14 protein-coding genes are annotated in these 13,311 nt (G+C 51.1%); 9 read left to right on the plus strand and 5 right to left on the minus strand.

The window, feature by feature from the left end; all coding sequences use genetic code 11:
- The first annotated feature begins 18 nt into the window (after positions 1-18).
- Together mpl and BZG77_RS02080 are read left to right on the plus strand one after the other, a co-directional pair.
- Positions 19-1,392 (plus strand): UDP-N-acetylmuramate:L-alanyl-gamma-D-glutamyl-meso-diaminopimelate ligase, encoded by a 1,374-nt coding sequence (gene mpl, locus BZG77_RS02075; protein WP_077646010.1) that lies wholly within the window; start codon positions 19-21, stop codon positions 1,390-1,392.
- On the plus strand, positions 1,382-2,011 hold the full coding sequence (locus BZG77_RS02080) for a flavin prenyltransferase UbiX (protein ID WP_077459972.1): 630 nt from the start codon (positions 1,382-1,384) through the stop codon (positions 2,009-2,011). Before mpl ends, BZG77_RS02080 begins: the two co-directional genes overlap by 11 nt.
- A 71-nt stretch (positions 2,012-2,082) precedes the next feature.
- Here the strand turns inward: BZG77_RS02080 and BZG77_RS02085 are convergent, their stop codons facing one another.
- The 3 genes from BZG77_RS02085 to argR all read right to left on the minus strand — a co-directional run bounded on the left by BZG77_RS02085 (position 2,083) and on the right by argR (position 5,922).
- Positions 2,083-2,514 (minus strand): universal stress protein, encoded by a 432-nt coding sequence (locus BZG77_RS02085; RefSeq protein ID WP_077646011.1) that lies wholly within the window; start codon positions 2,512-2,514, stop codon positions 2,083-2,085.
- A gap of 60 nt (positions 2,515-2,574) precedes the next feature.
- Positions 2,575-5,145, minus strand: a complete 2,571-nt coding sequence (locus BZG77_RS02090) for a TRAP transporter permease (protein ID WP_077646012.1) — start codon at positions 5,143-5,145, stop codon at positions 2,575-2,577.
- A gap of 306 nt (positions 5,146-5,451) precedes the next feature.
- Positions 5,452-5,922 (minus strand): transcriptional regulator ArgR, encoded by a 471-nt coding sequence (argR, locus tag BZG77_RS02095; RefSeq protein WP_077459970.1) that lies wholly within the window; start codon positions 5,920-5,922, stop codon positions 5,452-5,454.
- A 306-nt stretch (positions 5,923-6,228) separates the two neighbouring features.
- Between argR and mdh the strand changes: the two genes are divergently transcribed.
- Complete coding sequence (gene mdh, locus BZG77_RS02100; protein ID WP_077646013.1) at positions 6,229-7,167, plus strand: malate dehydrogenase; 939 nt, start codon at positions 6,229-6,231, stop codon at positions 7,165-7,167.
- A gap of 117 nt (positions 7,168-7,284) precedes the next feature.
- Here the strand turns inward: mdh and ispB are convergent, their stop codons facing one another.
- Positions 7,285-8,256, minus strand: a complete 972-nt coding sequence (gene ispB / locus BZG77_RS02105) for an octaprenyl diphosphate synthase (protein WP_021023345.1) — start codon at positions 8,254-8,256, stop codon at positions 7,285-7,287.
- Between the two features lie 361 nt (positions 8,257-8,617).
- Here ispB and rplU point away from each other — a divergent pair, with 361 nt between their 5' ends.
- The 6 genes from rplU (at position 8,618) to folA (ending at position 12,474) form a co-directional block, all read left to right on the plus strand.
- Entirely contained in the window at positions 8,618-8,929 is a 312-nt protein-coding gene (gene rplU, locus BZG77_RS02110) for a 50S ribosomal protein L21 (protein WP_021023346.1), read from the plus strand.
- A gap of 18 nt (positions 8,930-8,947) precedes the next feature.
- Positions 8,948-9,205, plus strand: a complete 258-nt coding sequence (gene rpmA / locus BZG77_RS02115) for a 50S ribosomal protein L27 (protein ID WP_025675203.1) — start codon at positions 8,948-8,950, stop codon at positions 9,203-9,205.
- A gap of 218 nt (positions 9,206-9,423) precedes the next feature.
- Positions 9,424-10,587, plus strand: coding sequence for an Obg family GTPase CgtA (gene cgtA, locus BZG77_RS02120; protein WP_077459967.1), 1,164 nt, complete (start codon positions 9,424-9,426; stop codon positions 10,585-10,587).
- A 145-nt stretch (positions 10,588-10,732) separates the two neighbouring features.
- Entirely contained in the window at positions 10,733-11,512 is a 780-nt protein-coding gene (locus BZG77_RS02125; protein ID WP_077646014.1) for a threonine/serine ThrE exporter family protein, read from the plus strand.
- Positions 11,509-11,973, plus strand: a complete 465-nt coding sequence (locus BZG77_RS02130) for a threonine/serine exporter family protein (protein ID WP_077646015.1) — start codon at positions 11,509-11,511, stop codon at positions 11,971-11,973. The genes BZG77_RS02125 and BZG77_RS02130 overlap by 4 nt, the downstream gene beginning before the upstream one ends.
- A gap of 18 nt (positions 11,974-11,991) precedes the next feature.
- On the plus strand, positions 11,992-12,474 hold the full coding sequence (gene folA / locus BZG77_RS02135) for a type 3 dihydrofolate reductase (RefSeq protein ID WP_077646016.1): 483 nt from the start codon (positions 11,992-11,994) through the stop codon (positions 12,472-12,474).
- An 8-nt stretch (positions 12,475-12,482) separates the two neighbouring features.
- Here the strand turns inward: folA and apaH are convergent, their stop codons facing one another.
- Entirely contained in the window at positions 12,483-13,298 is an 816-nt protein-coding gene (gene apaH, locus BZG77_RS02140; RefSeq protein WP_077646017.1) for a bis(5'-nucleosyl)-tetraphosphatase (symmetrical) ApaH, read from the minus strand.
- Positions 13,299-13,311 lie beyond the last annotated feature (13 nt).

Here is a 13,311-nt window from a genome sequence, read left to right on the forward strand (position 1 = left end):
AACAATACAGTGAAGGCCATGCATATTCATATTTTAGGCATTTGCGGCACCTTTATGGGTGGAGCCGCCATGCTGGCAAAACAATTGGGGCACAAAGTGACAGGCTCAGATAGCCAGGTTTATCCCCCAATGAGTACCTTACTCGAATCCCAAGGGATCGCTATCATTGAAGGCTATGATCCTGCGCAGCTTACACCTAAGCCGGATTTAGTGGTGATTGGTAATGCTATGAGCCGCGGGAACGCCTGTGTTGAAGCCGTACTCAATCAAGGTTTGCCTTACACGTCTGGTCCGCAATGGCTGCATGATTTTTTACTCCAAGACTGCTGGGTGTTAGCGGTTTCAGGTACACACGGAAAAACCACCACCGCCAGCATGTTGGCGTGGATTTTAGAAGACTGTGGTTATCAGCCTGGGTTTTTGATCGGTGGCGTGGCCAGCAATTTTAATGCGTCAGCCCGTTTGGGCGATAGCCCGTTTTTTGTGGTCGAGGCCGATGAATACGACAGTGCATTTTTTGATAAGCGCTCCAAGTTTATTCACTACCAACCGAAAACCTTGGTTATTAACAACCTTGAGTTCGATCATGCCGACATTTTTGATGATCTGGCCGCGATCCAAAAGCAATTCCATCATGTGATACGCACCGTACCTGGGATTGGCCAGATTATTGCGCCGTCCGATGATCCCAACGTAGCTGAAACACTCGCAATGGGGTGTTGGAGTGAGTGTGTGTATGCGGGGCCTGATGGCCAGTGGCAAAGCGTGAAAAAAGACGCAGCTGGCAGCCAATTTGATGTGTACTTTGCCGGTGATCTCGTGGGATCGGTTAGCTGGGATTTGGTCGGTGATCATAACGTGCGTAATGCTTTGATGGCGTTATCAGCGGCGCGTCATGTGGGAGTGACCCCGGGTCTGGCTTGTCAATCGCTCGAGAGATTTATCAATACTAAGCGTCGGCTTGAGTGGCGTGGCGAGCGGGCTGGCGTCACGGTATATGACGATTTTGCCCATCATCCGACCGCTATTCGACTGACCTTGGAGGGCTTGCGAGCCAAGGTCGGCGCAGGGCGTATTCTCGCCGTATTAGAACCGCGCTCGAACACCATGAAACAAGGGGTCCATAAAGACACGCTAGCCGCGTCGCTGGCGAGTGCGGACAGTGTGTTTTTATATCAGCCTCAAGGGCTCGATTGGTCGCTCGATGCGGTGGCGGATCATTGTCCTCAACCTACGCAAATTCACACTGATATAGACACACTGGTTGTCGCGCTGAGTGAGCAAGCCTTGCCGGGCGATACCGTGTTGATCATGAGTAATGGGGGTTTTGGTGGTATTCACGATAAGTTGCTCAGTGCGTTGAGTCACAAAGGAGAAAAGCATGACGGATAAGCGTATCACGCTGGCATGGACAGGAGCGTCGGGCGCGCCATACGGCCTACGGTTACTGGAGTGCCTGCTTGCGCAAGATTATCAGGTCTTTTTACTGATATCCTCGGCCGCTCGCGTGGTGCTGGCGACCGAACACGGGTTGAAACTCCCGTCAGGCCCGCAAGCGGCACAGAAAATATTAGCCGAACATCTGCAATGTGATAGCAATAAACTGATCGTTTGCGGTAAAGAAGATTGGTTTTCGCCGGTCGCCTCGGGCTCGGCAGCGCCGAAGAAAATGGTTGTCTGTCCCTGCTCGGCCGGATCCTTGTCTTCGATTGCCCATGGTCTATCCGATAACTTGATTGAACGGGCGGCGGATGTGGTGCTCAAAGAACGGGGGCAATTGTTACTGGTCGTTCGCGAGACGCCGTTTTCAACGCTGCATTTAGAAAACATGCACAAGCTATCGCAGATGGGCGTCACCATTATGCCTGCTGCGCCGGGTTTTTATCACCAACCCCAGTCTATTGACGACTTGGTCGATTTTATGGTGGCGCGCATTCTCGACCACTTAGGGGCGGCGCAAACCTTGGTGCCGCGCTGGGGGTATGATCAACGCCCTCGCGATAAAGCATAATCAATCAGGTTCAGGCAAGGCCTGAACCTTCACTTTACGAGGGTGGCCCTAAATGAGCAGCCAGATATCGGCTAAGGTTTGAGTACCATCACATGCATGGTAGCGCCTTCAAGCACTTTCGCGGCCACCGATCCTAACATCATCTTGTTGACGCGAGAACGCTTATGACTTGGCATGACGATCAAGTCGCACTCCAAGCGCTCGGCGGTTTTGATAATCCCTTTGTAAGGCTTGCCTTCTTCAACAGACACCTGGCAGGCCACGTTTTTCGGGACATATTTATCCGCAAATCCTTGCAGGTTTCGCTTCATGTCACGTTTCATTTTATTGGCAGCTTCTTCAGGGAAGTAAGAGGCGACCATGGAATTATGAATCCCCGGCAGGACTGTCAGAAGGTGGAGCTTAGCGCCGGACTGACTGGCCAGCCATGCAGCGTGATCAACCGCCTTATCCGCGAAGCTCTCATCATTTAAATCGACCGGAACCAGAATGTGTTTATACATAGCGATATCCTTTGCTATCAAAAAAGAAAAGGGCACGCGCCGCGCACGTGCCCCCTGTCATTAGGCTTGGCGGATGCGACGGCGTTGATTCCAGCCCAGCAATGCCAAGAGTAATAGTGTCGGCACAAAAACCCATTCTTTCCACGGGCGGATGTTATCCACCGTGACGGTTTTAATTTGCCAATCAAAGTCGATCCCTGCCTTATCGGCATCGCTTCCAAATTGGACCCTATCAACCAGTAATGAGTTATCTTCTTCGCGCAGTATCAAACCGGTATCACGTACCCGTGCATCGCCGCTTTCGAGGCGACTATCTACCGACAAAACCACATGTTTGGAAATCTGATCGCCAAAGAAGTCTTCCCCTTCCACGACCAGTTGCAGCGGTTTTCCGTCAGGCAGTTGCTCGGCTACGCGCATAATTTCTGTTCCTGGGTAGCTGGTGGTGGGAGGATAGACTTCATCCCACCAAAAACCAGGTCGAAATAGAGAGAAGGTGATAAGCAACAGCAATACGGTTTCCCACCATTTATTTTTGGTCATCCACCACCCTTGGGTTGCGGCAGAGAAAGCCAGCATCGCAATGGTCGCGGAAATAATGGTCAATATCAGGTGGAAAGGACCGTCGAGGTCGAGCAACAACAACTGAGTGTTGAAGATAAACATGAAAGGTAAAATGGCGGTACGAATATCGTAGGTAAAGCCTTGTACACCGGTACGAATCGGATCCGATTTAGCAATGGCCGCGGCCGCGAAAGCGGCGAGACCGACCGGTGGCGTGTCATCGGCGAGAATACCGAAGTAGAACACAAAAAGGTGCACGGCAATAAGCGGAATAATCAGCCCTTGTTGTGCCCCCAAGGTCACAATGACAGGGGCCATCAGTGTAGAAACCACAATATAGTTTGCCGTGGTCGGTAGCCCCATGCCTAACAGTAAGCTGATCACTGCCGTAAAGAGCAACATCAAGAAGATATTACCGCCAGAAATGAGCTCGACAAAATCAGTCATGACCAAACCAATGCCGGTTAGAGTCACGGTGCCGACAACGATCCCGGCAGCCGCCGTGGCGACACCGATGCCAATCATGTTGCGCGCGCCAGTGACAAAGGCTTCGAGTAGATCAACGCCCCCTTCTCGAATTTCTTCTTTGAAGTTGGTGCGTTGATTAAAGTAGGCGATCAGTGGACGCTGGGTCACTATGATAAAAATCATAAAGATAGTTGCCCAGAACGCCGATAGGCCGGGTGAAAAACGCTCGACGGTCAAACACCAAACCAGCACGCCAATTGGCAGCAAGTAATACAACCCGGAGCGAACGGTAGGGCCTGGCTCTGGCACCTCTGATAAATCCGTGGCCGCTGGATCTTCGGCGGCTTCAGACTTGTAGCGGGCGGAATAGCGCACCAGAAGAACATACGCAATTAGGGTCAGTATGCCGATCACCACGGTGGCCATGACGCCAAATACGTCCTTGGTCCAGCCAATGCCGTAATAGACTGCTGCGCTGAGCACTAATAGCCCAACAAATACCGTCATAAAGGAAAAGAGCTTTTGCAATACCGTACTAGAGTGGCGGCGCGGCAAGCCTTCCATACCCGCTTTACAAGCTTCCAAATGAACGATGTAAATCAGCGCAATGTAGGAAATCAACGCCGGGAGCAGGGCAGCTTTGATCACTTCGACATAAGAAATCCCTACGTACTCCACCATCAAGAAGGCGGCGGCCCCCATTATCGGCGGTGTAAGCTGACCGTTGGTGGACGCGGCCACTTCTACTGCCCCCGCTTTGTGGCTTGGGAAACCAACCCGCTTCATCAGTGGAATGGTAAAGGTGCCGGTGGTCACCACGTTAGCAATCGAGGAGCCTGAGACTAACCCGGACAGGCCCGAGGCGACCACTGCGGCTTTCGCGGGACCGCCGCGCATGTGGCCCAGTAAAGAGAACGCCACTTTGATGAAATAGCCCCCAGCGCCCGCGCGATCGAGTAAGGCACCAAAGAGTACAAACAGGAAAACGAATGAGGTAGAGACGCCCAATGCGACCCCGAACACCCCTTCAGTGGTTAGCCACAGATGCGACATCGCCTTATTAAGGCTGGCGCCTTTGTGGGCAATGACATCGGGCATGTGGGGGCCAGCAAAGGTGTAAAGCAAGAAAACGGCGGCTACCACCATTAATGGTGGCCCTAAAGCGCGTCGTGTTGCCTCGAGCATCAATACCATGCCGATCGCGGCAACACTAATATCGAAGGCAGTATAGGCACCGGCACGATCGGCCAGTTGATTGTAAAATAAGAATAAATACCCGGCGGCTAGGCTGCCGATAAGGGCAAAAATCCAATCTAGAAAAGGTACACGGTCGCGAGGTGATGTTTTACGCGCGGGGTAGGCAGTGAAGGCCAAAAACATCGCGAACGCTAAGTGGAGTGAGCGTGCTTGTGTATTATTGAGGACGCCAAAATCGAGTGCAAAGGGAAGTGGCGACGCATACCAAAGCTGAAAAAGGGACCAGATAAGTGGTACCAGCCAAAGAATACGTCCTGATAGTCCATGTGGTGAGCGCGCACCCGTATCTGCTTGCGCCACCATGTCTTGCACATCAGGAGACGGTTGATGTGTCTTCGTCATGCAGTTTGTCCTTATTATCATATGCACCGCTGATGCGGCGGCAGTGTCCCGAGAAAAGCCTACTTGGCCTATTTCACTGGTGTGGTGATTGGCCAGTCTGCAGCTCACTGCTCCGCGCGTTTTCATTGACCCTCAACGAAAGCGTGGACAGTGTGTTAGCAGCTAAAAATAGATAGTACTGAAAACAGATAGTAACAGAGCGGTACAGAAAAATTAAAAAGATGTTATGGCTTTTGTCTTAGGGAGGGCGCTTCAAATATGAGACAAGGCAGACAGGCAGCGGTGTCACGCTGCCTGATAAAAAAATCAATAATGGTATTCGAACAAGTCACAAATCGCTTCAAATAGCGCTTCTGTGCTGGTACCTCGGGTGGGGGTGATAAAGATCGTATCGTCCCCGGCGACAGCGCCTAAAATGCCTTCGGCCTTACCGAGTGAGTCGAGTAGACGCGCAATTAATTGGGCGGCACCTGGACCGGTATGAATCACGACCACGGCCTCGTTATAGTCGATTTCCATCACCAGCTCTCGCAACGCGCTGCCAGTGGTCGGAACACCGAGCTCAATCGGCAAGCAATAGACCATCTCCATTTTGGCGTTACGGGTACGTACAGCGCCGAATTTGGTCAACATGCGCGAGACTTTCGATTGATTGATGCCCTCAAATCCTTGAGCACGTAGGGCTTCGACTATTTCGCCTTGAGAACTGAATTTTTCTTCTTTGAGGATCGCTTTAAACGCTCGAACTAATTGGTCTTGTTTTTCTGAGTTACGCATGACGGCAGACTCGTAATGACAAACGAGTTGCTATTTTGCATATACATGCAATCAGGAGCAATCATTGCGCGCCTAAAATGGCGACAATATCACTGTTGTTACGTCTCGGCTAAGCCTTGAACGCACACCGGTTTCGAGGGTGAGCGAAAAAATGAGAGCTTAGGCTGATCATCATTGCCCGAAGCTTGAGTGGGGGTATACCCGGGCATATGATGAAGCAACAGCTCGCACCATTGATGGGCGATTTGTGCCCGAACAGAAGCCGGACCGGATCCGGACAATAAGAAATATCGAAAGGAGAACGACATGAAAGTTGCTGTGATTGGCGCTGCGGGAGGCATTGGTCAAGCCTTAGCCCTACTACTTAAAAATAACCTGCCAGCCGGTTCCGACTTGGCGTTATATGATATCGCACCGGTGACGCCCGGTGTGGCCGTCGATTTGAGCCATATTCCGACCCCCGTCAGCATTAAAGGGTTTAGCGGTGAAGATCCAACCCCGGCGCTAGAAGGGGCCGATGTTGTGCTGATCTCTGCAGGGGTAGCACGTAAGCCGGGCATGGATCGCTCTGACTTGTTCAATGTCAATGCAGGTATTGTTAAGTCATTGGCGGAAAAAATCGCCGATGTGTGTCCAAAGGCTTGTGTTGGTATTATTACTAATCCAGTCAACACCACGGTAGCGATTGCTGCGGATGTCTTAAAAGCGAAAGGCGTCTATGACAAAAACAAACTGTTTGGTGTGACGACGCTGGATGTGATTCGTTCTGAAGCTTTCATCGGCGAGCTGAAAGGAATGGATCCTCGTGACGTCTCCATTCCCGTGATCGGTGGCCACTCAGGTGTGACGATCTTGCCTCTATTATCGCAAGTTAAAGGCGTTACCTTCAGTCAAGAAGAAGTGGAGTCACTGACGCCACGTATTCAAAACGCAGGGACGGAAGTGGTTGAAGCGAAAGCAGGGGGAGGCTCAGCAACCCTATCCATGGGACAGGCGGCATGTCGTTTTGGCCTGTCTTTAGTGCGAGCGTTGCAAGGTGAAGCTAATGTGGTTGAATGTGCGTACGTTGAAGGCAGCGGTGAACACGCACGCTTTTTCGCGCAGCCTGTACATTTAGGTAAAAATGGTGTCGAGGCAATCTTAGACATCGGTGAGCTGAGCGCCTTTGAACAGCAAGCGATGGACAAGATGTTAGACATCCTGCATAACGATATCCAAATGGGTGAAGAGTTCGCCGCAAAATAAACCGCAAGAACGAAAAAAGCGGCGTCCAATTAGGGCGCCGCTTTTTACATGTAGGCACAAGCGTGATAGCGAGGCATCACTGCGGTGAAGTCTGCGCTGACTAAGCTCTGCGCTGACTTAAGTATTGCGATCAACGGCCAACTTGGCGAGCGCGACCAAGGCTTGTTTGTAGGGCGAATCAGAAAGGCTATCGAGGGCACGGACCGCTTTTTCCGCTTCTTGCTCTGCGCGTTCACGGGTATAAGCGAGCGAGCCACAGGCGTCCATACACGCTAAAATAGCGTCGAGCTTGTCGCGTCCGTTCCCTTTTTCGATCGCGTCGCGAATCATCGCCGATTCAGCGTCACTGCCGTGCTGCATTGCATGAAGCAAAGGCAGCGTCGGTTTGCCTTCAGCCAGATCATCACCGGTTTGCTTGCCCATCTCATCATCTTTACTGGTGTAGTCAATGACATCATCAATCAGCTGGAACGCAGTCCCCAGGTAACGGCCATAATCTTGCAGGGCTTTTTCCGTATCAGTATCCGCTTGGTTGAGAATTGCCCCTATCTGTGTCGCAGATTCAAACAAACGCGCCGTTTTTGAATAGATCACCTGCATGTAACTGCTTTCACTGGTGTCGGGATCGTTACAGTTCATTAACTGCAACACCTCACCTTCGGCAATAACATTGGTCGCTTCACTCATCAAATCAAGAATTCTCAGTGAGCGTAAGCTGGTCATCATCTGAAATGAACGCGTATAAATATAATCCCCCACCAAGACGCTTGCCGCATTACCAAATAAAGCATTGGCGGTGGCATTACCACGGCGTAAGTCGGATTCATCGACCACATCATCATGAAGCAAAGTGGCAGTGTGGATAAACTCAATGAAAGCGGCTGCGGTGGTGTGTTTATCACCTTGGTAACCCAATGCACGCGCGGCCAAAATGGCCAACATGGGACGTAAACGCTTGCCACCGCTGTTAACGATGTAAAAACCAAGCTGATTAATCAGCGCGACATCAGAATTGAGCTGAGCGAGTATTTTTTGGTCGACCTGCGCCATGTCATCACTGATCAAGGCTTGGATTGATTTGAAATCCATGTATATATCCGGGCGTTGTCCTAGTTACTTGCCTGCCGAGCTAACGATATACAACTTACCCCATGTAAGGTGTGAGTCACGATCGCTAATACGTACAGACGGTGATGGATCTTTCGTCAGTATCGGCACTAGAGCGGGTATTAAGACTGACATGGTACACCAGATAACGTATGACGAGATAGCGATCACACCGGTAAAATGTGTGGGAATGAATGCTGAGCAGCTTTTCACCAATTTTCTTGCGTTACCCTCTTGCCTCTAATTAATTTCTACCGTAGAATTCGCGCCCTATTGATGAATTATATGCGCACCCCTTGTTGTTCATAAATGCAGCAGGCCGTGCGGAAATGCGGAGTAAAACATGTACGCAGTTTTCCAAAGTGGTGGTAAGCAACACCGAGTAAGCGAAGGCCAGACTATTCGCTTGGAAAAGCTAGACGTTGAAACTGGCGCAAGTGTAGAACTTGACAAAGTATTGCTAGTGGCAAACGGCGAAGACGTTAAAGTTGGCGCGCCTTTTGTTAGCGGTGCAACCGTAACAGCAGAAGTTGTTACTCACGGTCGCGGCGATAAAGTGAATATCGTTAAGTTCCGTCGTCGTAAACATTCTCGCAAGCACATGGGCCACCGTCAGTGGTTCACTGAAGTCAAAATCACTGGCATCAGCGCTTAAGAGTAGGAGAGAGAAGAGATGGCACACAAAAAAGCTGGCGGTTCCACTAAAAACGGCCGCGATTCAGAAAGTAAACGCCTAGGTGTTAAGCGCTTCGGTGGTGAGTCTGTATTAGCAGGTAACATCATCGTGCGTCAACGTGGCACTAAGTTCCACGCAGGTAGCAACGTAGGTTGCGGTAAAGACCACACTCTATTCGCTCTGTCAGACGGCAAAGTGAAGTTCGAGACCAAAGGTCGTCATAACCGTAAATTCGTTACTATCGAAGCTGAATAAGCTTCAACGCAACGCGAATTTTTGAAGCCCTGCCTTATGGCGGGGCTTTTTATTGTGTCTGGGGATCACCGATCAAGCCACCGCCTCATCACGGTACGCAGATAATCGGCCAACGCTGAAAAATGATCCTAAGATCGATATGATCACCATTCACTAATCTGGGATAAGGCTGGTTGTGAGACGCCATAGGCATTCATAACTGGTGCGGAGAAGTTAGCATGAAGTTTGTAGATGAAGCGATTATTCGCGTCGATGCCGGTGACGGGGGCAATGGTACCGTCAGCTTCCGGCGTGAAAAGTATGTGCCTAAAGGGGGCCCAGATGGCGGCGACGGCGGTGATGGTGGTGACGTTTACCTGCTTGCCGACGAAAACCTGAATACCCTGATTGACTATCAATTTGAACGTTTTCATGCCGCGGCACGTGGTGAGAATGGTCGAGGCGGCAACTGCACCGGGAAACGCGGCGAGGATCGCGTCTTGAACGTGCCGGTGGGGACGCGCGCAATCGATGAAGACACGGGTGAAGTGATCGCAGACCTTACCGAACATGGTATGCAGGTTATGGTGGCGAAAGGGGGCTTCCATGGCCTCGGAAATACACGCTTTAAGTCCTCGGTCAATCGTGCACCTCGACAAAAAACCATGGGCACGAAAGGTGAAGTACGTGCACTGCGTTTGGAGCTATTACTGCTTGCCGATGTTGGTATGCTTGGCTTGCCGAATGCGGGTAAATCGACCTTTATTCGTGCGGTATCGGCTGCCAAACCGAAAGTGGCTGACTACCCATTTACCACCTTGGTGCCAAGCCTTGGGGTGGTTCGTGTCGCCGCAGACAAAAGCTTTGTCGTGGCTGATATTCCCGGCTTGATTGAAGGCGCGGCAGACGGCGCAGGGCTAGGGATTCGCTTCTTAAAACACCTTGAGCGCTGTCGTGTGTTGTTACACATGATTGATTTGCTACCCGTTGATGGTACCGATCCGGTTGATAATGCGTTTACCATTATTGATGAGCTAAACCAATACAGTGAGAAACTTGCCGATAAACCGCGTTGGTTGGTGTTCAATAAAGTCGATCTGATGCCGGAAGATGAGGCCCAAGCTCAGATTGAGCGTGTGCTTGATGCGCTCGCTTGGGACGATAAGCATTATGCGATTTCGGCGATCAATAAAGCGAATGTGCAACCGCTTATTTATGATCTGATGGCGTCGATTGAGGCACTGCCTGCGCCGAAGCCAGAGGTTGAGCCTGAAGATGAAACCGTCGCCTTTAAATGGGATGATCATCACGAACAACAGCTCAAGCAAGACGACGATAACGATGATGACTGGGATGATTGGAACGAAGACGACTACGACGTCGAGATCATCTACAAGCCATAATCAGACTCACGCCGCTGCCGATTGCAGCGGCTTTTTTTTGTCCGTGATTTAGCGAACAATTGAAGAGACTTTTATTTGCATCAAAGACTGGCATGAGCCAATCACCAATACTGAAGGCGTCGCAGAGAGAGAAGAGGGATTTTGGGTGACAAAACGACTTACTGAGCCAGAGCAACGCGCGATATCACGTTTAGTGATTGAAGTTGGGCAACGGCTATTACAGCATGGTGCGGAGAGCAAACTTGTCAGTGATGTAAGTATCCGGCTCGGTCGTGCGTTAGGGTTAGACAGTGTTGAGCTGTCGTTATCCGCCAGCTCGTTGGTGGTGACCACCTTGAGTCATGGTCATTGTATTACCACGGCAAGACGTAGCCCAGATCGTGGTATTAACATGAAAGTTGTAACAGATATACAGCGGACCGTGATCTTAGCAGAGAAGGGCTTTCTCGACGCGTTAGCGGTACGCAAACGCTTAAGCCGTATCAAACCATTCCGTTACCCTCCTTGGCTCGTTGTTGGGATGATAGGCTTGTCATGTGCCGCCTTTAGCCGGTTAGCTGGCGGCGATGCCGTGGTGTTTGCGCTGACCTTTGTCGCCTCTGCCACCGGCATGCGGGTTCGGCAACTTATCGCCCATCGTCACTTTAACCCTTTTTTGACCTTTGCAGTGACCGCTATGGTGACCACTCTCCTATCCAGCACGGGGACCATCATGGGATGGGGCAATGAGCCTTTTTTGATCATGGCATCATCTGTCTTGATGCTGGTCCCTGGGTATCCCTTTATTAATGCCGTCTCGGATATGATGAAAGGATTTGTGGATATGGGGATCGCACGTTGGACCATGGCGTCATTACTGACCCTTGCCACGGCAATAGGTATTGTGGGGGCGATGAACTTGGTAGATGCATGGGGCTGGTTATGATCTTACTCGTGGCGTTATTGCAAGATATGTTCTTTGCGATGATCCCTGCCGTGGGGTTTGCGTTAGTCTTTAATGTTCCGGTGAAAGCGCTTAAGTATTGTGCTTATGGCGGTGCGGTTGGGCATGGTTTACGCTTTGTTCTGATGGAGTCGGGGGTGGCAATTGAGTGGGCGACACTGGCCGGTGCGACCACGATTGGTTTTCTGGGCGTGTATTGGTCTCAGCGCTTCCTGGCTCACCCGAAGGTTTTTACCGTCGCTGCAATTATTCCCATGATTCCAGGGGTGTACGCGTTTAAGGCCATGATCGCGCTAGTGACGATTAATAACCAAGGTTACAGCCCGGCGCTATGGGCCAGTTTGATTGAAAACTTACTCAGCGCTGGCTTTATTCTCTCCGCGTTGGCAATTGGTCTTGCGATGCCTGGGCTATTGTTTTATCGTCGCCGACCAGTGATCTAATCGAGGAAGGCGAGCGCAATGCGAATTAGTTTAGTGGCCGCAATGGCAAACGACCGCGTGATCGGAAAAGACAATCGAATGCCTTGGCACTTGCCCGCTGATTTAGCGTGGTTTAAGCGTACAACACTGGGCCACCCTGTGGTGATGGGACGTAAAACCTTTGAGTCGATTGGACGCCCGCTGCCTAAGCGTGTCAATGTGGTGATCAGTGGTGATGCGGACTTTGCGCCCGAGGGCGTGACTGTGGTGCGCTCTCCCGAGCAAGCGCTTGAAGTGGTGGCTGGCTATGAAGAAGTGATGGTGATCGGCGGCGGTACTATTTATCAGGCGTTTTTACCTCAAGCTGATCGTTTGTATCTCACCTTTATCGATTTAGACGTTGACGGTGATACCCGTTTTCCAGAATGGGGAACCGGATGGTCAAAAACCGAGGTCGGCACGCATCCTGTGGATGAGAAAAATGCGCACCCTCTTACCTTTACGGTTTGGGACCGCGCTTAACCTTTTGTCTATTCGGCGGGAACGGTAAAGCAGGCTTTGTCTTCCCAACGCAGGAGCGTCAACTTTCCTCCCCAGACACAGCCGGTATCTAGCCCATAAAGTTTGGGCTGAATAGTGCCATTCAATGCCGCCCAGTGACCAAAGACTACTGCTTGCTCAAGCGGTTGGCGATTAGGTACCTCGAACCATGGTACTAAGCCACTGCCTAAGGCTTGATCTGGGGGGAGTTTGCACCGCATATCCAAACGCCCGTCAGGGGAACAAAAACGCATCCGCGTGAAGCTATTAATAATATAGCGATAACGTGCTATCCCGGTCAGCGTAGCATCCCATTGATCAGGGCTGTCATGGTACATATTCTCCAATAACCAAACTTGGTCTTCACTCCGCAGAATCGCTTCCACCTCACGGGCACAGGCGACGGCAGTCGATTTATCCCATTGCGGACTGATGCCGGCATGGGTCAGCAGAAACCCGCCGTCTGATGCGGGTATATCGCGTATTAGCGGTTGTTGAGCCAGCCAGTTTAATAGCCTGTCTGCGTCTGGTGCATCAAAGATAGGTTGCGTTTTATCTTTTGCTTTGGCGGGTTTAATCCCATTGGCGACCGCCAGCAAATGGAGATCATGATTGCCCAATACCAACTTTGCGGATGCACCAAGCTGATAAAAATACCGTAAAACTGCGAGGGAATCGGGACCGCGTGCGACGAGATCGCCGACCGAGTAAAGCGTATCTCGGGCCGGCGAAAAGTCAGCTTCAGCCAATAAAGCATGTAGCGCTTTATCGCAGCCGTGGATGTCCCCGACAAGATAGGTAGCCATATGCCTCCTTGGA

It is taken from the genome of Salinivibrio sp. IB643, from assembly GCF_001996105.1.
Taxonomy (GTDB): domain Bacteria; phylum Pseudomonadota; class Gammaproteobacteria; order Enterobacterales; family Vibrionaceae; genus Salinivibrio; species Salinivibrio costicola.

What these genes read in the sequence shown, in the direction of transcription:
- mpl (WP_077646010.1), top strand. Translation starts at nt 19, where the DNA reads ATGCATATTCATATTTTAGGCATTTGCGGCACCTTTATGGGTGGAGCC.
- BZG77_RS02080 (WP_077459972.1), top strand. Translation starts at nt 1,382, where the DNA reads ATGACGGATAAGCGTATCACGCTGGCATGGACAGGAGCGTCGGGCGCG.
- BZG77_RS02085 (WP_077646011.1), bottom strand. Translation starts at nt 2,514, where the DNA reads ATGTATAAACACATTCTGGTTCCGGTCGATTTAAATGATGAGAGCTTC.
- BZG77_RS02090 (WP_077646012.1), bottom strand. Translation starts at nt 5,145, where the DNA reads ATGACGAAGACACATCAACCGTCTCCTGATGTGCAAGACATGGTGGCG.
- argR (WP_077459970.1), bottom strand. Translation starts at nt 5,922, where the DNA reads ATGCGTAACTCAGAAAAACAAGACCAATTAGTTCGAGCGTTTAAAGCG.
- mdh (WP_077646013.1), top strand. Translation starts at nt 6,229, where the DNA reads ATGAAAGTTGCTGTGATTGGCGCTGCGGGAGGCATTGGTCAAGCCTTA.
- ispB (WP_021023345.1), bottom strand. Translation starts at nt 8,256, where the DNA reads ATGGATTTCAAATCAATCCAAGCCTTGATCAGTGATGACATGGCGCAG.
- rplU (WP_021023346.1), top strand. Translation starts at nt 8,618, where the DNA reads ATGTACGCAGTTTTCCAAAGTGGTGGTAAGCAACACCGAGTAAGCGAA.
- rpmA (WP_025675203.1), top strand. Translation starts at nt 8,948, where the DNA reads ATGGCACACAAAAAAGCTGGCGGTTCCACTAAAAACGGCCGCGATTCA.
- cgtA (WP_077459967.1), top strand. Translation starts at nt 9,424, where the DNA reads ATGAAGTTTGTAGATGAAGCGATTATTCGCGTCGATGCCGGTGACGGG.
- BZG77_RS02130 (WP_077646015.1), top strand. Translation starts at nt 11,509, where the DNA reads ATGATCTTACTCGTGGCGTTATTGCAAGATATGTTCTTTGCGATGATC.
- folA (WP_077646016.1), top strand. Translation starts at nt 11,992, where the DNA reads ATGCGAATTAGTTTAGTGGCCGCAATGGCAAACGACCGCGTGATCGGA.
- apaH (WP_077646017.1), bottom strand. Translation starts at nt 13,298, where the DNA reads ATGGCTACCTATCTTGTCGGGGACATCCACGGCTGCGATAAAGCGCTA.